The organism is Pseudomonas sp. NFACC04-2, from assembly GCF_900119265.1.
Taxonomy (GTDB): domain Bacteria; phylum Pseudomonadota; class Gammaproteobacteria; order Pseudomonadales; family Pseudomonadaceae; genus Aquipseudomonas; species Aquipseudomonas fluorescens_AA.
Window position 1 is genome coordinate 76,467 of the sequence record NZ_FPJC01000012.1, and the last position, 22,061, is coordinate 98,527.

Here is a 22,061-nt window from a genome sequence, read left to right on the forward strand (position 1 = left end):
TCCCTCGCCACAGAAGTCCCGCCAGCATCCGGAAACAGGCTCACAGGGTGAAAAAAAGCCGCCAGCGCTTTATAGTGGCCGACCTCCGTTTCATCAAGTAGCCGAGCCCCATGTCCGAGCCACGCAAGATTCTCGTCACCAGCGCCCTGCCCTATGCCAATGGTTCGATTCACCTCGGCCATATGCTGGAATACATCCAGACCGATATGTGGACGCGCTTCCAGAAACATCGCGGCAACCAGTGCATTTATGTCTGCGCCGACGACGCCCACGGTTCGGCCATCATGCTGCGTGCGGAAAAGGAAGGCATCACCCCGGAACAACTGATCGCCAACGTCCAAGCCGAACACAGCGCCGACTTTGCCGAGTTCCTGGTGAACTTCGACAACTTCCATTCCACTCACTCCGAAGAAAACCGTGAGCTGTCGAGCCAGATCTACTTGAAGCTGCGGGACGCCGGGCACATCGCTACCCGTTCGGTCACCCAGTATTTCGACCCGGAAAAGAACATGTTCCTGGCCGACCGCTTCATCAAGGGCACCTGCCCGAAATGCGGCACCGAGGACCAGTACGGCGACAACTGCGAAAAATGCGGCGCCACCTACGCACCGACCGACCTGAAAGACCCGAAATCGGCGATTTCCGGCGCCACCCCGGTGCTCAGGGACTCCCAGCACTTCTTCTTCAAGCTGCCGGATTTCCAGGAGATGCTGCAAACCTGGACCCGCAGCGGCACGTTGCACGACGCGGTGGCCAACAAGCTCGCCGAATGGCTCGACTCCGGCCTGCAAGAGTGGGACATTTCCCGCGATGCGCCATACTTCGGCTTCGAAATCCCCGGCGAGCCCGGCAAGTATTTCTACGTGTGGCTGGACGCGCCCATCGGCTACATGGCGAGCTTCAAGAACCTTTGCGACCGTACGCCTGAGCTGGACTTCGACGCGTTCTGGGGCAAGGACTCCACGGCCGAGGTGTATCACTTCATCGGCAAGGACATCGTCAACTTCCATGCGCTGTTCTGGCCCGCCATGCTCGAAGGCGCCGGTTTCCGCAAGCCGACCGGCATCAACGTCCACGGCTACCTGACCGTCAATGGCCAGAAGATGTCCAAGTCCCGCGGCACCTTCATCAAGGCCCGGACCTACCTGGACCACCTGTCGCCGGAATACCTGCGCTACTACTACGCGGCCAAGCTCGGCCGCGGCGTCGACGACCTGGACCTGAACCTCGAAGACTTCGTGCAGAAGGTCAACTCCGACCTGGTGGGCAAGGTCGTCAACATTGCCAGCCGTTGCGCCGGCTTCATCCACAAGGGCAACGCCGGGGTCCTGGTCGCCGGCAACGCCGCGCCGGAACTGACCGACGCTTTCCTGGCGGCGGCGCCCAGCATCGCCGATGCCTACGAGAGCCGCGACTTTGCCCGTGCCATGCGCGAAATCATGGCCCTGGCCGACCGCGCCAATGCCTGGATCGCCGACAAGGCCCCGTGGTCACTGGCCAAGCAGGAAGGCAAGCAGGACGAAGTCCAGGCCATCTGCGCCTTGGGCATCAACCTGTTCCGCCAGTTGGTGATCTTCCTCAAGCCGGTGCTGCCGTTGCTGGCCGCTGATGCGGAGGCGTTCCTGAACGTCGCGCCGCTGACCTGGAACGACCACCAGACACTGCTGAGCAACCATCAGTTGAACGCGTTCAAGCCGTTGATGACCCGGATCGATGCCACCAAGGTCCAAGCCATGATCGACGCCTCCAAGGAAGACCTGGCCGCCAGCCAGACCGATACCGGTGGCCCGACCGGCAACGGTGAGTTGACCAAGGATCCGTTGTCGCCGGAAATCGACTTCGACGCTTTCGCCGCCGTTGACCTGCGCGTGGCGCTGATCGTCAAGGCCGAGGCCGTTGAAGGGGCCGACAAGCTGTTGCGCCTGACCCTGGACATCGGCGATGAGCAACGCAATGTCTTCTCCGGTATCAAGAGTGCCTACCCAGACCCGGCCAAGCTCGAAGGTCGGTTGACGATGATGATCGCCAACCTCAAGCCGCGCAAAATGCGCTTCGGTATCTCCGAAGGCATGGTGATGGCGGCGGGCCCCGGTGGCGAAGAAATCTACCTGTTGAGCCCTGACAGCGGCGCCAAGCCGGGCCAGCGGATCAAGTAACGCGACCGCGTGCTGCACCGATCCCACAGTCGCCTTGCAGGTGGCTGTGGGATTTTCATATCTGGCCCGCACTCCCGACGTGCCGGATAATGCCTAATCTTGTAACAGGCCCTTTGTCGCCCACACGCCCATGACCGAAATCGTCCTTACGCTATTCAGCGCTGCCCTGATCAACAACCTGGTGTTGCATTGGCCGCTGGGCGTCGATCCGCTGCTGGCAGCCAGCGGTAGAAGGCAGGTGCACGCCCTGGGCCTGGCAACGGCATGCCTGATGCTGATCGTCGGCACCCTGGGTTATCTGGTCGACCATGGGGTGCTCGTGCCAGCGAATCTGACATTCCTGCGCCTGTTGGTCTGGCTGCCCTTGAGCATCTTGCTGATCGGGCCCTTGCTGCGCCTGCTGACTCACTGGCTGCCAGCAATGCCGTTCGATGGGTTATGGCCGCTATTGCTCGGCAACGCCGGCATCCTGGGCGTCACGCTGCTCAACGGTCAGGAAGACCGAGGCCTGGGCCACGCCGTCGCCTTGAGCCTGGGTGCCGGGCTGGGCTTCTGGCTGGTGCTGGGCCTGTTCGACGATCTGCGCCAGCGCACCTTCAATCACGCTATTGCCTTGCCTTTTCGGGGCCTGCCGATTCAGTTGATCAGCGCCGGACTGATGGCGGTGGCCTTTCTCGGATTGCGCGGGCTGGTCAAAATATGAGCCTGATTCAACGTATCGACGCCCTGTTGCCGCAGACCCAATGCGGCAAGTGCGGCCACCCCGGATGCAAGCCCTACGCCGAAGGCATCGCCCAGGGCGAGCCGATCAACAAATGCCCGCCCGGCGGGCGCGAAACCATCGCGGCCCTGGCCGAGCTGATGAAAATACCGGTGCTGGAACTGGATGCCAGCCGCGGCGTGGCGCCGGCGCAAATCGCTTTTATCCGCGAAGCTGAATGCATCGGTTGCACCAAGTGCATCCAGGCCTGTCCCGTAGACGCGATTGTCGGCGCGGCCAAGCTGATGCACACCGTCCTCATCGATGAATGCACCGGCTGCGACCTGTGCGTGGCGCCCTGCCCGGTCGACTGCATCGAAATGCGGCCTCTGCCGACGGCAAACGTGTTGCCGATTGTCGGCGGTCTGGCCTTCAGCGCCGCCGAGCAACAGGCGCGAACAGCCAAGCGCAACCACGCCCGGCGCCGCTTCGAACAGCGCAATGCGCGCCTGCGCCGCGAAGAAGAACAGCGCCAGGCGGAGCGCTTGGCCCGTACGCAGCGCGCGGCCCAGGCCAAGGAACAGGAGCAGCCGCTCGATCCCGTACAAGCCGCACTGGAACGCGTGCGCGCGCAAAAAGCCGCCACCGCCGATGCTGCCTTGAAAAAAGCCAAGGTTGACCTGGCCATGAGCCGGGCGCAGTTGAACAAATCCTTGAAAGCGTTCGGCCATCCGCCAACCTTCGAGCAGCAGTCGCAACTGATCCTGCTGCAACGCCAGTTCGAAACGGCCGAGCAGGCCTTGAGCCAACTGGAAAACGCCGCACCCGCGACCACTCCAGCCCCGGCTCCGGCACAAAGCGCCGAACTGAAGCGGGCCAAGATCCAACTGGCGATGCGCCGCGCCGAACTCAGCAAAGCCCGTACGGCAGCGGCATCGGATGAACAACTGCAGGCGTTGGAACAAGCGGTGAAGGATGCCGAACGCCAGGTGGCTGTCCATGCCGCTTCCTGAGCCCGTGGACGAACGGCTGCGGCCAGCGATGACGCGGGTGTTGCTGGCGACACTGCCCGGCGTGCTGGCGTTGCTGTGGTTCCAGGGCTGGGGCGTGGCGCTCAACCTGCTGTTGTCCGGCCTCACCGCGCTGGCGATCGAAGCATTGGTGCTGCGTTTGTGCCACCGGCCGCTCAAACCCGAGCTGAACGATGGCAGCGCACTGGTCAGTGCCACGCTGTTGGCCCTGGCCTTGCCGGCGTATTGCCCCTGGTGGCTGACCGTCACCGCGGCCGCCTGCGCCTTGCTGTTCGGCAAGCACCTGTGGGGCGGCGTCGGTAGCAATCCATTCAACCCGGCGATGCTCGGGTATGCCCTGGTGTTGGTAGCGTTTCCCGCCTATATGAGTCCCGCGTCCCACGGCCTGGGCCTGCTTGAAGGCTTGCAACAGGTGTTCGGCACTCATCCGGCGCCCGACGCCTGGGCCGGGGCCACCGCGCTGGACAGCCTGCGGACCAACACGAGCCTGACCATCGATGAACTGTTCGCCAGCGATCCGGCGTTCGGGCGTTTCGGTGGCCGCGGTGCCGAATGGGTCAATCTGGCCTTCCTGGCAGGCGGTCTGTTTCTGTTGCAGCAACGGGTGTTCAGTTGGCATGCGCCGGTGGGCCTGCTGGCGAGCCTGTTTATCGTCAGCCTGCTGTGCTGGAACGGGTCGGGGTCCGATTCCCATGGCTCACCGCTGTTCCATCTGTTCAGCGGCGCGACCATGCTCGGCGCGTTTTTTATCGCGACCGAACCGGTCTCTGGCGCCAAGGCTCCTCTCGCCCGCCTGCTGTTTGGCGCGGGCATGGGGCTGCTGGTCTACCTGATCCGCACCTGGGGCGGCTACCCGGATGGCGTGGCGTTCGCGGTGTTGCTGATGAACCTCGGGGTACCGGCACTGGACCGGTTTGCCGAGGCGCGACAACGGCGGCCACTGACATGAAGAATCCCGGCGGCGTGGCAATCCTGATTCTGTTGATCGGCCTCGGTAGCAGTGCCACTTACCTCACACACCTCGGCACCGCTGGGCGCATCGAGGCCCAGCGGCAAGCGTTGGCGAACAGGACCTTGCTTGAGGTGCTGCCCGCTGACCTCTACGACAATCAGCCGTTGGCGCACCCCGTTTCCACCGCCTCGGTGACCTTGGCCCATAGCACGCTGCTGGGCGGTTATCTGGCGACCCGCAATGGCCAGCCCAGCGCCGTGCTGCTGCGTAGCCAGGCGCCCGGCTATGAAGGCAGCATCGAATTGCTGGTCGCCATCGATCCACAAGGCCGGCTGCTGGGCGTCAAGACGCTGCGCCAAGCCGAAACCCCCGGGTTGGGCGCGGCGATTGCCGGCTGGCCGAACACCTGGATGCAGGCCTTCACCGGCAAATCACGCCAGGCGCCTGACGACAGCGGCTGGGCCCTGAAGAAGGACCAGGGACAGTTCGATCAATTGGCCGGCGCAACGGTGACGTCCCGGGCGGTGCTCCAAGCGGTTCACGACGCGCTGCGTTACTTCGACGAGCACAAGGCTGCGTTGGGAGTGCCTGCCAATGAATAAGCCATGGGGCCTGACACACGGCCTGCTGCTCGTCCCGCTGGTGGGCGCCAGCCATTCGCTGATGGCTGCACTGGTGCTATGGCTGGCCTGGGCCTTGATTTTCTTCTGCCAGGGCTTGGCGATGGGGTTGGTCCGACAACGCCTGACAGACCCGCAACAACTGCTCGCCGCCATCGTGCTGGCCGCTACGCTGACCACCTGCATAGGTTTTGCCGTCCAGGCCTGGGCATTGGAACTGTATCGACCGCTGAGCCTTTACCTGGGCTGGATCGCCCTGAGCTGCGTGGCGTTGGAGCATGCGGGTCTGTTCGTTGAGTCTCGCTTGCCTGGACGTCTCAGGCTGGCTGGGGTGTTCGGTCTCTTGATGGTCAGCCTGGGCACCTTGCGTGAGCTGATCGGCAGCGGCCTCCCCCTGGCCTTGCTCGCCCCGGGTGGGTTCATTCTGCTCGGGCTGCTGCTGGCGGCCAGACAGGCCTGGACGGCAGTCAAATCCCCTTCAACCACCGAGGAAACGCCGCGCCCATGAACGCCGCAAAACGCCTGGAAATATTCCGTCGCTTTCACGAGGACAACCCGGAACCGAAAACCGAACTGGCCTATTCCTCGCCGTTCGAGTTGCTGATCGCGGTCATCCTGTCGGCCCAGTCCACCGACGTCGGCGTCAACAAGGCCACGGCCAAATTATTCCCGGTCGCCAACACTCCGGAGGCGATCTACGCCTTGGGCGTCGAAGGGTTGTCTGAGTACATCAAGACCATCGGCCTGTTCAACAGCAAGGCCAAAAACGTGATCGAAACCTGCCGCCTGCTGATTGAGCGCCACGGCAGTGAAATCCCGCAGACCCGTGAAGCGCTGGAAGCCCTTCCAGGCGTCGGCCGCAAAACCGCCAACGTCGTGCTCAATACCGCGTTTCGGCAATTGACCATGGCGGTCGACACCCACATTTTCCGCGTCAGCAACCGTACCGGGCTGGCCCCCGGCAAAAACGTGGTGGAGGTGGAGAAGAAGCTGATGAAGTTTGTCCCCAAGGAATACCTGCTGGACTCCCATCACTGGCTCATCCTCCATGGACGCTACGTCTGCCTGGCGCGCAAGCCCCGCTGCGGCAGCTGCCGAATCGAAGACTTATGCGAATACAAGCACAAGACGTCGGACGATTGAGGCGCTATTGCTTTTATCGATCTATCGATTGAAAAAATCTTTTTTACCCGCCCGTGGTTTATCGATATAAGGAGCGCCAATGGCAGTCTTAGCCTGGAGTCGAACCCATGAGTGCTGGCAAAGAACAACTGGATGTAGAAGACGAATTCATCGCCGTTGAAGCCGACGACGGTGAACCTGCGGTCGTACCGGAAGTCGCGAAAACCAACCTGAGCAAGCGCCGCACCATCGATAACCTGCTGGAAGAGCGTCGTTTACAGAAGCAACTGGCCGATTACGACTTTGACCTCTGACACGTAAAAGCCTCCCTGATGGAGGCTTTTTACTGAGTACGCGTGACAGCAGCCTCACACCAACCCATTGCGCTGCGCCAACTCGATCAGGTCGACCAGCGAACGAGCATTGAGCTTCAATAACAGACGGGTCTTGTAAGTACTGACGGTCTTGTTGCTCAAGAACATTCCATCGGCGATTTCCTTGTTGGTCTTGCCGCGCGCCAGTTGCTGCAAGACCATCATCTCCCGTCCCGACAACCGATCGACCATATCGGACTCACTGGCATTACCCAGGCTCGATCGCACCGTATGCAATGCCTGGTTGGGAAAGTAACTGTAGCCGGACAGTACTGCCTTGATTGCACTTAATAATTCAGTAAGGTCCTGTTGCTTGCAGACATACCCGGCCGCCCCTGTCTGCATGCAGCGCATTGAAAAATGTCCAGGCGCCTGGGAAGTCAGTACCAACACCTTCATTGACGAAGGTATGGCCGTCAAACGGGCAATGACCTCCAACCCGTCCAGCTTCGGAATACCGATATCGAGAATGACGATATCGGGCATAAGTTCACGAGCAAGTTGTAACGCATCGACGCCGTTGTCGGTTTCGGCAACGACCTCATAACCATGACGCTCCATCAGCAAACGTACAGCAAGACGAATGACGGGATGATCATCCACGATCAGCACTTTATTCATGGGCAAATCCAACTTCGCTGTTCGAATTTTTAGAGCACGCACAATAGCCTAGTCATTTCTACCTTGGCATGCCGCCCCCCCCCGACCGCTCGCACCGAGAGACAGAACCTACAAGCTATACAGAAAATTCCTACAAATTCCGCCGGGAAAAATGTGTCCTGAATTTTTTTACGGAGAAGGACCGGTCGCCCTTGAGAGTCCGCTCCCCTATGAATAATGCGCTCTTTCACCGCCACGCCTGCCTGCGGACCGGTCATCGGAAATTACTTTACTCATAAAGAGTAACTGAATTATTTGCTGTTAAAACTCGCGCCCCTCACTTCAGCAGCGGAAACTCATATATAAGAGACGTTCAGGCGTCCGATAAAACATCGACAGCCCTGATTGTTTTCAGCGTCACCTTGCTAACCACCAATATTATTTTTCCAGCCCACTCGCCGAGCATGAATATTCCATGAGCATTAACCATGAACAAACCTTTGAAGACCATCACCAACCCCATGACCCTTATCGCCATATTCGCAACTTTATCCGAAACGTCCGCGGCTGTTTCCCTGCCTTTTCTCGATGACCAGGACCGAGAGTATTACCTCTGGTTCCTGATCAGCTTTCCCTTTTATTTATTGCTGCTTTTTTTCATCACCCTCAACTTCAATTATCGTTCCTTGTATTCACCTTCGGATTTTCGCAAGAGCAAACACTTCATAAAGACCATGGCTGACGCGACCTGTCGGCGCAAACGAATGCTACGCCGGACGGGCAAGGACCAACGGCGGCGACTGATCAGTCTTCATCGACCCAGGCATGAGCCGCCGGACACCCTTTGCATCCTATGCCGCCAATCCCGGCGCCTGATCGAGACCCATCGAGCGGAGCATTTGAAGCACGCCGGCATCGTCGTATACGTCATTCACCACCACGCAGACCTTGCAACCCACGGGCAGGATGAATGAGCTATCAGGAGGCAGCGCTGCAGCAAATAGGCTGCGCGCGCAAAACAGAAGGCAAAAAAAACGGCCTGCTCAAGGCAGGCCGTTTTTTTTATCGCCAGGGTCAGAACAGCTTGCGACCCTTGTTCGCCGCGATGCGCATGCGCAGGGCGTTGAGCTTGATGAAGCCAGCCGCGTCGGCCTGGTTATAGGCACCGCCGTCTTCTTCGAAGGTCGCGATGTTAGCGTCGAACAACGACTCGTCGGACTTACGCCCGGTGACGATCACGTTGCCCTTGTACAGTTTCAGGCGTACCACGCCATTCACGTGAGCCTGGGAGGCGTCGATCATCTGCTGCAGCATCAGACGCTCAGGGCTCCACCAGTAGCCGGTGTAGATCAGGCTGGCGTACTTGGGCATCAGCTCGTCCTTGAGGTGAGCCACTTCGCGGTCCAGGGTGATCGATTCGATCGCCCGGTGAGCGCGCAGCATGATGGTGCCGCCCGGGGTTTCGTAGCAGCCGCGGGACTTCATGCCGACATAGCGGTTCTCGACGATGTCCAGACGACCGATGCCGTGTTCGCCGCCGATGCGGTTCAGGGTCGCCAGCACGGTGGCTGGGCTCATTTCCACGCCGTCCAGGGCAACGATATCGCCATTGCGATAGGTCAGCTCCAGGTATTGCGGGGTATCCGGGGCCTTCTCGGGTGAGACGGTCCAGCGCCACATGTCTTCTTCGTGCTCGGTCCAGGTGTCTTCCAGCACGCCTCCTTCATAGGAGATGTGCAGCAGGTTGGCATCCATCGAGTACGGGGATTTCTTCTTGCCGTGACGCTCGATTGGAATCGCGTGCTTCTCGGCGTAGTCCATCAGTTTTTCACGGGACAGCAAGTCCCATTCACGCCATGGGGCAATGACTTTCACGCCCGGCTTGAGGGCATAGGCGCCCAGCTCGAAACGCACCTGGTCGTTGCCTTTGCCGGTAGCGCCGTGAGAAATGGCATCGGCGCCGGTTTCGTTGGCGATTTCGATCAGGCGCTTGGCAATCAACGGACGGGCGATGGACGTACCCAGCAGGTACTCGCCTTCGTAAACGGTGTTGGCGCGGAACATCGGGAACACGAAGTCGCGGACGAACTCTTCGCGCAGGTCATCGATGTAGATCTCTTTGACGCCCATGGCCTGAGCCTTGGCGCGTGCAGGCTCGACTTCCTCGCCCTGCCCCAGGTCAGCGGTGAAGGTCACCACTTCGCAGTTATAAGTGTCCTGCAGCCACTTCAGGATCACCGAAGTGTCCAGGCCGCCGGAATACGCCAGAACGACCTTGTTTACGTCCGCCATGCCATCACTCCACGGGTTGTACGGAAAGCCGTGAAGTCTAACGTCCAGCGCGGATAATTTACAGGGGCGCGACAGCTTATGACGACGAAGCGACAGATTATGTCGAACGCGCGACGGTCAAAATCGAATCAGGAGGTCCGCGCGGTCGCCCCGACGGGCGTGGGTGCCGGTGTCTTTGCCGGCGCCGCGGTGGGCGCCGGCACCTTGGCAGGGGCCGCTGCGGGTGCGGGCTGCGCGGCGGGAGCCTGGGGTGCCGGTGCTTCGCTAGCCGCCACGCGCTCGAGGCGCACGACCACCCGACGGTTCTTGGCCCGGTTGGCGGCGTTGGTGTTGGGCACCAGGGGATAACGCTCGCCGTGGAAGCGCAGGGTAATCTGCGACTCCTGGAAACCATTGGCCTTGAAGAAATCCTGGACCGCCAGGGCCCGGCGGCGTGACAGCTCGCGGTTGGTCAGGCGATTGCCGCTGTTGTCGGAGTGACCGTCAAGCTCGACATGATTGACGCTCGGATCGGCCTTGATGAAATCGAGCATCACCTGCAATTGGGCCTTGGCCCGGGCATCGAGTTCGACTTCTTCGCCGGGGAAGCCGATCTGGGTCTGCTTCACCTGCTCGAAATTCTTCGGCAGCAACTTGGCCACACAGCTCTGATAATCGCTGAAGGCTTTGTTGAAACGCACCGGCAGCAACCGGACTTCGGACACCCGACCGTCCTCGGTGTTGCGCCGTACCACGGGACTGCGACCGTCCATCAACCCACTGATCAAGCGACCGGCCTGGACCTGGGAGCTGTTGAACAGCACGTCGCCACTGCCGATCCTGACCGAGCCCAGGTTAATATCGCCGCGCCCCGGTTGCCACGGTGCGGCGGCGGCCAGCAAGGTGGCCGAACCGCCGCCCAGCATCGGGTTATAGCTCTTGAGGCGGAACGTGGCCTGTTCGCCCGCCCGGCGCACGAATTCGCCAGTGCCGAAATCGGTGATCGGCTGGCTCAGCCGGCACTCGAACTTGTCGCCTTCGACCGTCCACTCGATGCTCTCCAGACGGGTCTGGAAAGTGAGCGCCATGGCGGGAAGACTGGCAAACACACTGAGCAAGGCTAGATAACGCTGGCGCACGGGAGGCTCCACTGACTTTTATACAAAGATCGACGCGTGCTTGAGGGCATGACGCCTGTCTGGGGCACCGCACGGATTCGTGGCACACCTGTAGGAGCTATCGGTAAGTTGTGGCAGAACTTGATAGCGGGTGCCTGAATCGGTCTTTTCCGGTAGCATTCCCCAGAGTTTGACCCGCCTGGAAGCCCCCCAATGTCCGACCGCCTGACCCTGCTGCGTCCCGACGACTGGCATATTCATCTTCGCGATGGTGCTGTGTTGACCCATACCGTCGCCGATGTCGCGCGCACCTTCGGGCGCGCAATCATCATGCCTAACCTGGTTCCGCCCGTGCGCAACGCCGCCGAGGCCGATGGCTATCGCCAGCGTATCCTCGCCGCGCGCCCGGCTGGCAGCCGCTTCGAACCGCTGATGGTGCTTTACCTCACCGACCGCACCCAGCCCGAAGAGATTCGCGACGCCAAGGCCAGCGGTTTTGTCCATGCCGCCAAGCTGTATCCCGCCGGCGCGACGACCAACTCCGATTCCGGTGTCACCAGCATCGACAAGATCTTCCCGGCGCTGGAGGCCATGGCCGAAGTCGGCATGCCGTTGTTGATCCATGGTGAGGTTACCCGGGGCGACGTCGATGTGTTCGACCGCGAGAAGATCTTCATCGACGAGCACATGCGCCGCGTCGTGGAGCGCTTCCCGACCCTCAAGGTGGTATTCGAACACATCACCACCGGCGATGCCGTGCAGTTCGTCAACGAGGCCCCGGCCAACGTCGGCGCGACCATTACCGCCCACCACCTGCTGTACAACCGCAACCACATGCTGGTAGGCGGGATCCGGCCGCACTTCTATTGCCTGCCGATTCTCAAGCGCAATACCCACCAGGAAGCCTTGCTGGACGCCGCCACCAGCGGCAGCGCCAAGTTTTTCCTCGGCACCGACTCGGCGCCCCACGCCCGTCACGCCAAGGAAGCGGCCTGCGGTTGCGCCGGCTGCTACACCGCCTATGCCGCCATCGAGATGTACGCCGAGGCGTTCGAACAGCGCAATGCGCTGGAAAAACTTGAAGGCTTCGCCAGCCTGCATGGCCCGCGCTTCTATGGCCTGCCGGTGAACACCGACCGTATTACCCTGGTCCGTGACGAATGGACCGCCCCCGTCAGCCTGCCCTTCGGCGAGCAGACCGTCATCCCGCTGCGCGCCGGTGAAAAACTGCGCTGGCGCCTGCTGGAGGAAAACGCGTGAGTGAAGATCATTTCGACGACGAACTGGACGGCAACGGTGGTTCGGGCGGCGCCCGTCACCCCATGGCCGCGCGGTTCCGTGGTTATCTGCCGGTCGTCGTCGATGTAGAAACCGGTGGTTTCAATTCCGCCACCGACGCCTTGCTGGAAATCGCGGCGACAACCATCGGCATGGACGAAAAAGGCTTTGTGTTCCCTGACCACACCTATTTCTTCCGTGTCGAACCGTTCGAAGGCGCCAACGTCGAAGCGGCGGCCCTGGAGTTCACCGGGATCAAGCTCGATCACCCGTTGCGCATGGCGGTCAGCGAAGAAACGGCCCTGACCGACATCTTCCGTGGTGTGCGCAAAGCGCTCAAGGCCAACGGTTGCAAGCGCGCGATCCTGGTCGGGCACAACAGCAGCTTCGACCTGGGCTTCCTCAACGCCGCCGTCGCGCGCCTGGACATGAAGCGCAACCCGTTCCACCCGTTCTCCAGCTTTGACACCGCGACCCTGGCTGGCCTGGCGTATGGCCAGACCGTCCTGGCCAAGGCGTGCCAGGCAGCCGATATCGATTTCGATGGCCGTGAGGCGCACTCGGCCCGCTACGACACCGAGAAGACCGCCGAGCTGTTCTGCGGCATCGTCAACCGGTGGAAAGAGATGGGCGGCTGGCAGGATTTCGACGACTGACAACAAGCCTGGTGTGGCTCTTGTGTGGCGAGGGAGCTTGCTCCCGCTGGGTGGCGTAGCCGCCCCAAGATGTTGTGAGCGCTGCGCACTCAAGCGGGAGCAAGCTCCCTCGCCACAGGACTGTATTCTGCTTTAGAACTCCATAAAAAACCGGCCCATCGAGGGCCGGTTTTTTTATGCCTGGATGCGCTTACAGCTTGTCGCTGTGCTCGCCCAGGTAAGCGGCAACGCCTTCAGGCGATGCGGTCATGCCCTTGTCGCCTTTTTTCCAGTTGGCCGGGCAGACTTCGCCGTGCTCTTCGTGGAATTGCAGCGCGTCGACCAGACGGATCAGCTCTTCCATGTTACGGCCCAGCGGCAGGTCGTTGATGATCTGCGAACGGACAACGCCCTTGTCGTCGATCAGGAAGGCGCCACGGAAGGCCACGCCGCCTTCGGACTCGACGTCGTAGGCCTTGGCGATTTCGTGCTTCATGTCGGCAGCCATGGTGTATTTCACCTGACCGATGCCGCCATTGTTGATCGGGGTGTTGCGCCAGGCGTTGTGAGTGAAGTGCGAGTCGATCGAAACAGCGACCACTTCAACGTTACGGGCCTTGAAGTCGTCCATGCGGTGATCCAGTGCGATCAGCTCGGATGGGCAGACGAAGGTGAAGTCCAGCGGATAGAAGAACACCAGGCCGTATTTGCCTTTGATGGCCGAGGACAGGGTGAAGCTGTCGACGATTTCGCCGTTGCCAAGCACGGCTGGCACGGTGAAGTCAGGGGCTTGTTTGCCTACGAGTACGCTCATTGGATATCTCCTGATGTAATTAGCGTGAAAACAAAGTCCGGGCCAGCCTGCCACCCTCAGGCGACAGCCCTGTGACACGAACCCGCTTGCAAGGGCCGACCATCATACACCGCGCATTTAGACTGTCTTCAACGGTTTTTCGGTGGTATCGAAAAATCGCCGCCCCGCTACGTGCCGCCTTCGTTGCTCAAGGAAAAAACCGTTCGTCAGCCTGGCATCGCTCTGGCGCAAGACCTTGAGAAACCACTTTGACAATCATTCTCGTTAACATTAAGATCCGTCTCAATTGAGTCACAACCAGCGACGGTTCTCACTTATGTATGTATGCCTCTGCACTGGCGTCACCGACGGACAAATCCGCGAAGCGATCTATGAAGGTTGCTGCAGCTATCGCGAAGTCCGCCAGGCCACCGGCGTAGCCAGCCAATGCGGAAAATGTGCCTGTCTGGCCAAGGAGGTGGTACGTGAAACCCTCGCCAAGGTGCAAACAGCTCAGGCCTCGATCCCCTACCCGGTAGAATTTACTGCCGCGTAAAGACAGCTTTTCAAGGAACCGGACTCAATGTCCGGTTTTTTTATGCCTGTAAATCAAATGCTTAGCGTCCAGACGCGGAACACAAACATTCTTATTCCGATTAATTTTCATTTATTATTCAATAACTTAGGTTTGACACTGATAAATACGCAGCTCAAACTCCGCCCTATACACAGCTATTACAGGGCAGGCCTCATCATGAAAGGCGACATCACAGTCATCCAGCATCTCAACAAGATCCTTGCCAATGAGCTGGTCGCGATCAACCAATACTTCCTGCATGCGCGCATGTACGAGGATTGGGGCCTGAACAAGCTGGGCAAGCACGAGTACCACGAGTCCATCGACGAGATGAAGCACGCGGACAAGCTGATCAAGCGCATCCTGTTTCTCGAAGGCCTGCCGAACGTCCAGGACCTGGGCAAGCTGCACATCGGCGAACACACCCGGGAAATGCTCGAGTGCGACCTGCGCATCGAGCGCACCGGCCACGCCGACCTGAAAGCCGCCATTGCCCACTGCGAAAGCGTTGGCGACTTCGGTAGCCGTGAACTGCTGGAAGACATCCTCGAATCCGAGGAAGAGCACATCGATTGGCTGGAAACCCAACTGGGCCTGATCGACAAAGTCGGTCTTGAGAACTACCTGCAATCGCAGATGGGCGAAGAGTAACCTTCCCCGGCAGCAAGCCACTAAAAAGCCCCGCCCTCTTTCGAGAGGCGGGGCTTTTTATTGCCTGGATTCCCAGGCCACCGAAAACCTACTGTGGGAGCGAGCTTGCTCGCGATAGCGGGAGGTCAGATATAAAAATGCTGATTGACACATCGCTATCGCGAGCAAGCTCGCTCCCACAAGGTTTCGCGCTCACCATGACTGGTGTGGTGAACAGACCTTCTTGGATCAGGCTTCGGTCTTGTTCGCGGACGCTTTTTCTACCGCTTCCTTGATCGTGGCCTGCAGAGAACCGTCGGCGGCCATCTCGGTCATGATGTCGCTACCACCGATCAGCTCACCACCCACCCACAATTGCGGGAAGGTTGGCCAGTTGGCGTACTTGGGCAGGTTGGCGCGGATTTCCGGGTTCTGCAGGATGTCCACGTAGGCAAACTTCTCGCCACACGCCATCACCGCCTGAGCAGCCTTGGCCGAAAAACCGCATTGTGGCGCGTTCGGCGAGCCTTTCATGTAAAGCAGGATGGTGTTGTTGGCAATCTGGTCTTTAATCGTTTCGATGATATCCACGGAGCACCTCGGCTTAAACTTTGCGACGTCAGTTGTCGACACGGTGGCGCATTGTAACGGAAAGCAGAACGTACTGCTCAGAGACAATTCTACGCAGCCACCACCTTCACCGGTACACCGTTGAGCGCCGCGTTGCCGGACAACTCATCGAGCTGGCAATCATCGGTCAGGTCATTGGCGCTGGAGCCCGGCTGTCCGCTGGCAATGGTCATCTGCACGCCCGGCCGGGCATGGCCCCAGCCGTGGGGCAGGCTGACCACGCCTTTCATCATGTCCAGGCTGCCCAGTACCTCGACTTCGATGGCCCCTACCCGCGAACTGACCGTCACGCGCTGCCCGTCGGCAAGGCCGCGGGAGGCGAGGTCATCCGGGTGCATCAGCAATTGATGACGCGGCTTGCCCTTCACCAGTCGATGGAAGTTATGCATCCAGGAGTTGTTGCTGCGCACATGGCGGCGGCCAATCATCAGCAACTCATCCGGTTCTGGTGCCTGCAACGCGGCAAAGCGCGCAAGGTCGGCGAGAATCACCGCCGGCGCGGCCTGCACCCGTTGGTTTTCGGTTTTCAAGCGCGGGGCCAGGTTGGGCTTGAGTGCGCCGAGGTCGATGCCATGGGGATGGTCGAACAAAGTCGCCAAGGACAGTTTGTGCGGCGAGACGTCGCCATACGCCCCGCTGCGCAGGCCAAGATCGATCATCTGCGCCGGCGGCATGGTCGGCTTGAGTTCTTTGCCGGTCCGGGCAGCGAAGGCCTTGGCCAGGCCGACAAAGATTTCCCAGTCGTGCAGCGCCCCCTCGGGCTTGGGCAGGATCGCCCGGTTGAAACGGGTCACGTTGCGCACCGCGAACAGGTTGAAGGTGGTGTCGTAATGATCGTTTTCCAAGGCCGAGGTCGAGGGCAGGATCAGGTCGGCGTAGCGGGTGGTTTCGTTGATGTACAGATCGACGCTGACCATGAACTCCAACCCATCCAGGGCCTGCTCCAACTGCCGCCCGTTGGGTGTAGACAACACCGGGTTGCCGGCCACGGTGACCAGCGCCCGAATCTGGCCTTCGCCCTCGGTGAGCATCTCCTCGGCCAGGGCCGACACCGGCAGCTCCCCCGCGTATTCGGGACGCCCGGACACCCGGCTCTGCCAACGATTGAAATGCCCGCCCGAGGTGGTCGCCACCAGGTCCACCGCCGGCTCGGTGCACAGCGCACCACCCACCCGATCCAGATTGCCGGTCACCAGGTTGATCACCTGGATCAGCCAGTGGCACAGCGTACCGAACGCCTGGGTCGACACCCCCATCCGCCCATAGCACACCGCTGACGGGGCGGCGGCGAAGTCTCGGGCCAATTGCCGGATCTGCGCTGCCGGCACCGCACAGAGCGGGCTCATCGCTTCAGCCGTGAAAGAAGCGACGGCCGCGCGCACCTCGTCCAGGCCGTCCACCGGCAGATGGCTGTCACGGGTCAGGCCTTCGCTGAACAAGGTATTGAGCAAGCCAAACAGCAACGCGGCATCACCACCGGGACGCACGAAGACATGCTGGTCGGCAATCGCCGCCGTTTCGCTGCGGCGCGGATCGACCACCACCACTTTGCCGCCACGGGCCTGGATCGCCTTGAGGCGCTTCTCCACATCCGGCACGGTCATGATGCTGCCGTTGGAAGCCAATGGGTTGCCGCCCAGGATCAGCATGAAGTCGGTGTGATCGATGTCCGGAATCGGCAGTAGCAAGCCGTGGCCGTACATCAGGTGGCTGGTCAGGTGATGGGGCAGTTGGTCCACCGAGGTTGCTGAGAAACGGCTGCGGGTCTTCAACAGGCCCAGGAAGTAGTTGCTGTGGGTCATCAGCCCATAGTTATGCACGCTGGGGTTGCCCTGGTAGACCGCCACCGCGTTCTGGCCGTGGCGCGCCTGGATATCCGCCAGGCGCGCGGCCACCAACGCGAAGGCATCGTCCCAGGCGATGGGGTGCCATTCGTTGCCGATGCGCTGCATGGGTTGGCGCAGGCGGTCCGGATCGTTCTGGATATCTTGCAGGGCCACTGCCTTGGGGCAGATGTGACCACGACTGAAGGTGTCCAGCGCATCGCCCTTGATCGAGGTGATCGCCAGGCCCTGGCCGTCGGTTTCGGTGGTTTCGAGGGTCAAGCCGCAGATGGCTTCACACAGATGGCACGCACGGTGGTGGAGAGTCTTGGTCATGGCCAGTCTCTGTTTTATTCGTGGCGGGCACTTTCGGCCGCGGGAACAAAACTATGGCGCGTGATTCCCGGCAGCGCCAGCGACGTTCGTCCTGTGAATTGCCGGGCATCAGGCCCGCCGATGAACTGCCATCAAGGGCCCTCGGGGGGCGCCAGGAGTTGGATCTCCTCGACGGTTTCCACTTCCTCCTGGGCGATCGGTACGCCAGTCAGTTCGCCAATCAATCGCCAATGCTCGTCAAGGCCGCTGCTGATCGTGGCCATGCGATCGATCATCCGGCGGCCGGCGGCCTTGGTCACTTCATCCTCGCTGCGCAGCAATTCGAATGACATGGACGTCACCGATGCCGTCAGGTGGGTCAGCGAGCGTGCGGTCAGCCCCAGCAATTCCATCAGTTGTTGCTCTTTCGAATCCATTTCGGGCTCCTGTGCCGCTGAGGCTCATTTATAACCCAGGCCTTTGCATTAGGAAATGTTTCACAACCACCAGCAGACAGGCGCAAGAGTCGCAGGCCACGACACAAACGCCCCCCATCCATGGCGCGCCCGCCGCGCTTGATTGCCAAGGCGAGCAGCGCCAGTGTACAAATGGGCCGCTGCAGTCAGGAAACCGGCCTCAAATACGTCATCGCATTCGCGTGATGGCTTCGCTGAAATCCCCAAAAACCGTAGCCCTATTGGTAAGACGCGACATTTAATTATAAGATCGCGCCTTCCCCTATTTCGTCGCCCCGTGCGGCTTTTGCCGCAGGTCTCGCCCGTTTTTTCATTAAACAAGGCTTTGAGCATCTGCGGTCAGTTACAAAAAGGTAGTCAATCATGAGCGCAAGGCACTTTCTCTCCCTGATGGATTTCACGCCCGATGAGTTGCTCGGCGTGATCCGTCGAGGCGTGGAGCTCAAGGACCTGCGTAATCGCGGCGTACTGTTCGAGCCCTTGAAAAACCGCGTGCTGGGGATGATCTTCGAGAAGTCATCGACCCGCACCCGCATCTCTTTCGAAGCCGGCATGATCCAACTGGGCGGCCAGGCGATTTTCCTGTCGCCCCGCGACACCCAACTGGGCCGTGGCGAACCCATCGGCGATTGCGCCATCGTCATGTCGAGCATGCTGGACGCGGTGATGATCCGTACCTTTGCCCACAGCACCCTGACCGAGTTCGCGGCCCATTCCCGCGTACCGGTGATCAACGGCCTGTCCGACGACCTGCACCCCTGCCAGTTGCTGGCCGACATGCAGACCTTCCTCGAGCACCGTGGCTCGATCCAGGGCAAGACCGTGGCCTGGATCGGCGATGGCAACAACATGTGCAACAGCTATATAGAAGCGGCGATGCAATTCGACTTCCAACTGCGCGTTGCCTGCCCCGAAGGTTTTGACCCCAATGCAGAGTTGCTGGCCAAGGCCGGGGACCGGGTGTCCATCGTCCGTGACCCGAAACAGGCCGTGGCCGGTGCGCACCTGGTGAGCACCGACGTCTGGACCTCCATGGGCCAGGAAGAAGAAACCGCCAGGCGCCTGGAGTTGTTCGCGCCACTGCAGGTCAACCGCGCCCTGCTCGACCTGGCCGATGCCGACGTGTTGTTCATGCACTGCCTGCCGGCCCACCGTGGCGAGGAGATCAGCATGGACCTGCTGGATGACCCGCGTTCGGTAGCCTGGGACCAGGCCGAGAATCGCCTGCATGCGCAAAAGGCCTTGCTCGAGTTCCTGGTCGAGCCGGCGTATCACCACGCATGAGCCACGCCCTGCTGCTGAACTTGCACAACCTGGCCTGCGGTTATCAGGACCAGCGGGTCGTGCAGAACCTCAACCTGCACCTCAATGCCGGTGATATCGGTTGCCTGCTCGGTTCGTCCGGGTGTGGCAAGACCACGACCTTGCGTGCCATTGCCGGCTTCGAACCTGTGCATGAGGGTGAAATCCAGTTGGCTGGGGAAACCATTTCCCGCGCGGGCTTCACCCTCGCCCCGGAAAAACGCCGCATCGGCATGGTGTTCCAGGACTACGCCCTGTTCCCTCACCTGAGCGTGGCCCAGAACATTGCCTTCGGCATTCGCAAGCATCCGAACAAGGACCGCGTCGTCGAAGAATTGCTGGAACTGGTCAACCTGAAACACCTGGGTAGCCGCTTTCCCCATGAACTGTCCGGCGGCCAACAGCAGCGCGTGGCCCTGGCTCGTGCGCTGGCGCCGGAACCGCAGCTGCTGTTGCTCGATGAACCGTTCTCCAACCTCGATGGCGAGCTGCGCCGCAAGCTCAGCCATGAAGTGCGGGACATTCTCAAGGCCCGCGGCACCAGCGCGATCCTGGTCACCCACGATCAGGAAGAAGCCTTCGCCGTGAGTGACCATGTCGGCGTATTCAGGGAAGGTCGCCTGGAACAGTGGGATACGCCTTACAACCTGTATCACGAACCACTGACGCCATTCGTTGCCAGTTTCGTTGGCCAGGGCTACTTCATTCGCGGCCAGCTCGACAGCCCGGAATCGGTACAGACCGAGCTGGGCCTCCTGCGCGGCAACCGGGCCTACACCTGGCCCATCGGCGGCGCGGTGGACGTGCTGCTGCGGCCCGACGATATCGTCTACGCCCCGGACAGCCCGCTCACCGCCAGAATCGTTGGCAAGACCTTCCTGGGTGCTTCAACCTTGTATCGCCTGCAATTACCCACAGGTGCGCAACTGGAATCGATCTTCCCCAGCCATGCCGACCATCAGGTCGGCGCCGCCGTCGGCATCCGCGTGGCGGCTGAGCACCTGGTGCTGTTCCAGGCCTCGGGCAGCACCGCGGCGCATATTCCACCAGTGGACAGCGGCGTGCGACGCTACAGCGCGGCCAGCTAATCATTGTGGGAGTGGACACATTCAGCATCGATGCAGGCTGAACCACCGCTATCGCGAGCAAGCTCCCACATTTGATGTCATTGGCTTGAGTGCAGCATCAACGTCCCACTGGCCACCAACGTCGCGTTCCCGCCGATCTTCACCCGCTCACCCTCCAACCGGCAAAACAACGCCCCTCCCCTGGCCGAACACTGATAAGCCGTCAGTCCGTGCTTGCCCAGCCGCTTGGACCAATAGGGAATCAGACTGCAATGGGTCGAGCCGGTCACCGGGTCTTCGTTGATGCCGATCGCCGGGGCAAAATAGCGCGAGACAAAATCATGCTTGCTCCCCGGCGCGGTGACGATAGCGCCGGGCCAGGGCAGTTTCGCCAGGGCCACCATGTCCGGCTTGCAATCGAGCACCGCTTGCTCCGACTCCAGCACCACGAACAACTCGTTGGAACTCAGCACATCCACCGCTTCGACGCCCAAGGCACTCTGCACGGCCAGGGACACGCCCAACTCGGCGGGCACGACAGCCGGAAAATCCAACCACAGCCGATCACCCTCACGCGTCACGCTCAACGAGCCGGACCGGCAGATGAAATCCAGGCGCTCGACGGTTTCGTGATAGACCTCGAACAGCACATAAGCGCTGGCCAACGTGGCGTGGCCACACAGCGGGACTTCGGTGGTGGGGGTGAACCAGCGGATATGCCAATGCTGGCCTTCACGCACCAGGAACGCGGTTTCAGCCAGGTTATGCTCGGCGGCGATCTTCTGCATCAGGTCGTCGGCAAGCCAGCCGTCGAGCCGATAGACCATCGCCGGGTTACCGCCGAACGGCCGGTCACTGAACGCATCGACCTGATGAAACGCAAGCTGCATGGCACTTCTCCTTATTTTTCTGATGCCCAGCATGGGGTGTAGCGGCACGGATTATCCAGTGACAGATCAGCAGAATTTTCACCCTACAGGCTGCGCCTGCTCTATCAAGCACGCCCGATATCAGCAAACACCGCCCCGGTGTGCCCCTTCAATACCGAAGGCGCCAACTCGACTTCCAACCCACGCCGCCCCGCACTGACGAACATACTGGCGAGTGGCTGTGCGGAATTGTCGATAAACGTGCGCAAACGCTTCTTCTGTCCCAGCGGGCTGATACCGCCGAGCAAATAACCGGTCGAACGCTGCGCGGCGGCCGGGTCGGCCATCTCGACCTTCTTCACACCGGCGGCGTGGGCCAGGCCTTTCAAATCCAGGCTCCCGGCCACGGGCACTACCGCCACCAACAGCTCACCTTTTTCACTGGCCGCCAACAACGTCTTGAACACCTGCGCCGGATCCAGCCCGAGCTTTTCCGCCGCCTCCAAGCCATAGGACGCCGCCTTGGGATCGTGTTCATAACTGTGGATGCGATGTTCGGCGCGCACTTTCTTAAGCAGATCCAATGCGGGTGTCATGACCGCTCCTGATAAGGAAATCAAAAAAGACTGAGCGGATTCTAAGCCATCGCCTCTGAAAAGGCTTTGCGGCTGCGCTGTCTGTACCGGTAACGCGCCGCCAACGGGAAAGTCATTCACAGCGCG

At 60.7% G+C, this 22,061-nt stretch carries 23 protein-coding genes and 1 pseudogene; 15 read left to right on the forward strand and 9 right to left on the reverse strand.

Features of this window, described 5'->3' with window-relative positions:
- Positions 1–110: 110 nt before the first annotated feature.
- From metG to BT125_RS17215, 8 genes are all read left to right on the forward strand, one after another.
- Positions 111–2,156 (forward strand): methionine--tRNA ligase, encoded by a 2,046-nt coding sequence (gene metG, locus BT125_RS17180; protein ID WP_072408685.1) that lies wholly within the window; start codon positions 111–113, stop codon positions 2,154–2,156.
- 130 nt (positions 2,157–2,286) lie between these two features.
- Complete coding sequence (locus BT125_RS17185; protein ID WP_072408688.1) at positions 2,287–2,859, forward strand: Rnf-Nqr domain containing protein; 573 nt, start codon at positions 2,287–2,289, stop codon at positions 2,857–2,859.
- Positions 2,856–3,869 carry an electron transport complex subunit RsxB gene (gene rsxB, locus BT125_RS17190; RefSeq protein ID WP_072408690.1) on the forward strand — a complete coding sequence of 338 codons (1,014 nt, stop codon included), beginning with the start codon at positions 2,856–2,858 and terminating at the stop codon, positions 3,867–3,869. Before BT125_RS17185 ends, rsxB begins: the two co-directional genes overlap by 4 nt.
- Entirely contained in the window at positions 3,856–4,836 is a 981-nt protein-coding gene (locus tag BT125_RS17195; protein ID WP_072408692.1) for an RnfABCDGE type electron transport complex subunit D, read from the forward strand. The genes rsxB and BT125_RS17195 overlap by 14 nt, the downstream gene beginning before the upstream one ends.
- Positions 4,833–5,441, forward strand: coding sequence for an RnfABCDGE type electron transport complex subunit G (locus BT125_RS17200; RefSeq protein ID WP_072408694.1), 609 nt, complete (start codon positions 4,833–4,835; stop codon positions 5,439–5,441). Before BT125_RS17195 ends, BT125_RS17200 begins: the two co-directional genes overlap by 4 nt.
- Positions 5,434–5,967, forward strand: a complete 534-nt coding sequence (locus BT125_RS17205; protein ID WP_072408697.1) for an Rnf-Nqr domain containing protein — start codon at positions 5,434–5,436, stop codon at positions 5,965–5,967. The genes BT125_RS17200 and BT125_RS17205 overlap by 8 nt, the downstream gene beginning before the upstream one ends.
- Positions 5,964–6,602, forward strand: coding sequence for an endonuclease III (nth, locus tag BT125_RS17210; RefSeq protein ID WP_053124528.1), 639 nt, complete (start codon positions 5,964–5,966; stop codon positions 6,600–6,602). The genes BT125_RS17205 and nth overlap by 4 nt, the downstream gene beginning before the upstream one ends.
- A 107-nt stretch (positions 6,603–6,709) precedes the next feature.
- Positions 6,710–6,895 (forward strand): PA3496 family putative envelope integrity protein, encoded by a 186-nt coding sequence (locus BT125_RS17215; protein WP_072408699.1) that lies wholly within the window; start codon positions 6,710–6,712, stop codon positions 6,893–6,895.
- Between the two features lie 54 nt (positions 6,896–6,949).
- Here BT125_RS17215 and BT125_RS17220 read toward each other — a convergent pair whose 3' ends face one another.
- Positions 6,950–7,576 carry a response regulator transcription factor gene (locus tag BT125_RS17220; RefSeq protein ID WP_053124532.1) on the reverse strand — a complete coding sequence of 209 codons (627 nt, stop codon included), beginning with the start codon at positions 7,574–7,576 and terminating at the stop codon, positions 6,950–6,952.
- Between the two features lie 467 nt (positions 7,577–8,043).
- Between BT125_RS17220 and BT125_RS29460 the strand changes: the two are divergent.
- Positions 8,044–8,301 (forward strand): annotated as a pseudogene (locus BT125_RS29460) (hypothetical protein); the annotation flags it as partial.
- A gap of 328 nt (positions 8,302–8,629) precedes the next feature.
- Here BT125_RS29460 and BT125_RS17230 read toward each other — a convergent pair.
- Both BT125_RS17230 and BT125_RS17235 read right to left on the reverse strand, forming a co-directional pair.
- Positions 8,630–9,847 carry an argininosuccinate synthase gene (locus BT125_RS17230; RefSeq protein ID WP_003204943.1) on the reverse strand — a complete coding sequence of 406 codons (1,218 nt, stop codon included), beginning with the start codon at positions 9,845–9,847 and terminating at the stop codon, positions 8,630–8,632.
- A 128-nt stretch (positions 9,848–9,975) separates the two neighbouring features.
- Positions 9,976–10,965 carry a flagellar protein MotY gene (locus BT125_RS17235; protein WP_072408703.1) on the reverse strand — a complete coding sequence of 330 codons (990 nt, stop codon included), beginning with the start codon at positions 10,963–10,965 and terminating at the stop codon, positions 9,976–9,978.
- 192 nt (positions 10,966–11,157) lie between these two features.
- Between BT125_RS17235 and pyrC the strand changes: the two genes are divergently transcribed.
- Entirely contained in the window at positions 11,158–12,204 is a 1,047-nt protein-coding gene (gene pyrC / locus BT125_RS17240; protein ID WP_060740940.1) for a dihydroorotase, read from the forward strand.
- Positions 12,201–12,878 (forward strand): ribonuclease T, encoded by a 678-nt coding sequence (gene rnt / locus BT125_RS17245; protein ID WP_003204947.1) that lies wholly within the window; start codon positions 12,201–12,203, stop codon positions 12,876–12,878. The genes pyrC and rnt overlap by 4 nt, the downstream gene beginning before the upstream one ends.
- Positions 12,879–13,068: 190 nt before the next feature.
- Here rnt and BT125_RS17250 read toward each other — a convergent pair whose 3' ends face one another.
- Entirely contained in the window at positions 13,069–13,671 is a 603-nt protein-coding gene (locus BT125_RS17250; RefSeq protein WP_003204949.1) for a peroxiredoxin, read from the reverse strand.
- Positions 13,672–13,987: 316 nt separating this feature from the next.
- On the opposite strand from BT125_RS17250, the gene BT125_RS17255 reads away from it, so the two are divergent.
- Both BT125_RS17255 and bfr read left to right on the forward strand, forming a co-directional pair.
- Complete coding sequence (locus BT125_RS17255) at positions 13,988–14,206, forward strand: bacterioferritin-associated ferredoxin (protein ID WP_003178704.1); 219 nt, start codon at positions 13,988–13,990, stop codon at positions 14,204–14,206.
- A gap of 198 nt (positions 14,207–14,404) precedes the next feature.
- Complete coding sequence (bfr, locus tag BT125_RS17260; RefSeq protein ID WP_003178701.1) at positions 14,405–14,878, forward strand: bacterioferritin; 474 nt, start codon at positions 14,405–14,407, stop codon at positions 14,876–14,878.
- 228 nt (positions 14,879–15,106) lie between these two features.
- Here the strand turns inward: bfr and grxD are convergent, their stop codons facing one another.
- The 3 genes from grxD to BT125_RS17275 all read right to left on the reverse strand — a co-directional run bounded on the left by grxD (position 15,107) and on the right by BT125_RS17275 (position 18,062).
- Positions 15,107–15,448, reverse strand: coding sequence for a Grx4 family monothiol glutaredoxin (gene grxD / locus BT125_RS17265; RefSeq protein WP_072408705.1), 342 nt, complete (start codon positions 15,446–15,448; stop codon positions 15,107–15,109).
- An 89-nt stretch (positions 15,449–15,537) separates the two neighbouring features.
- Positions 15,538–17,646 carry a molybdopterin oxidoreductase family protein gene (locus BT125_RS17270; RefSeq protein WP_072408707.1) on the reverse strand — a complete coding sequence of 703 codons (2,109 nt, stop codon included), beginning with the start codon at positions 17,644–17,646 and terminating at the stop codon, positions 15,538–15,540.
- Between the two features lie 131 nt (positions 17,647–17,777).
- A complete protein-coding gene (locus BT125_RS17275) occupies positions 17,778–18,062 on the reverse strand; it encodes a hypothetical protein (protein WP_072408709.1) in 285 nt (94 codons plus the stop codon).
- 402 nt (positions 18,063–18,464) lie between these two features.
- Here BT125_RS17275 and argF point away from each other — a divergent pair, with 402 nt between their 5' ends.
- Both argF and BT125_RS17285 read left to right on the forward strand, forming a co-directional pair.
- Positions 18,465–19,385: an ornithine carbamoyltransferase gene (gene argF / locus BT125_RS17280; RefSeq protein ID WP_072408711.1), complete on the forward strand. Its 921-nt coding sequence runs from the start codon at positions 18,465–18,467 to the stop codon at positions 19,383–19,385.
- Positions 19,382–20,491, forward strand: a complete 1,110-nt coding sequence (locus BT125_RS17285) for an ABC transporter ATP-binding protein (RefSeq protein WP_072408713.1) — start codon at positions 19,382–19,384, stop codon at positions 20,489–20,491. Before argF ends, BT125_RS17285 begins: the two co-directional genes overlap by 4 nt.
- A 77-nt stretch (positions 20,492–20,568) precedes the next feature.
- On the opposite strand, the gene BT125_RS17290 is transcribed toward BT125_RS17285, so the two are convergent.
- Positions 20,569–21,360, reverse strand: coding sequence for a PhzF family phenazine biosynthesis protein (locus tag BT125_RS17290; RefSeq protein ID WP_072408715.1), 792 nt, complete (start codon positions 21,358–21,360; stop codon positions 20,569–20,571).
- A gap of 104 nt (positions 21,361–21,464) precedes the next feature.
- Positions 21,465–21,935 (reverse strand): Cys-tRNA(Pro) deacylase, encoded by a 471-nt coding sequence (ybaK, locus tag BT125_RS17295; protein WP_072408717.1) that lies wholly within the window; start codon positions 21,933–21,935, stop codon positions 21,465–21,467.
- Positions 21,936–22,061 lie beyond the last annotated feature (126 nt).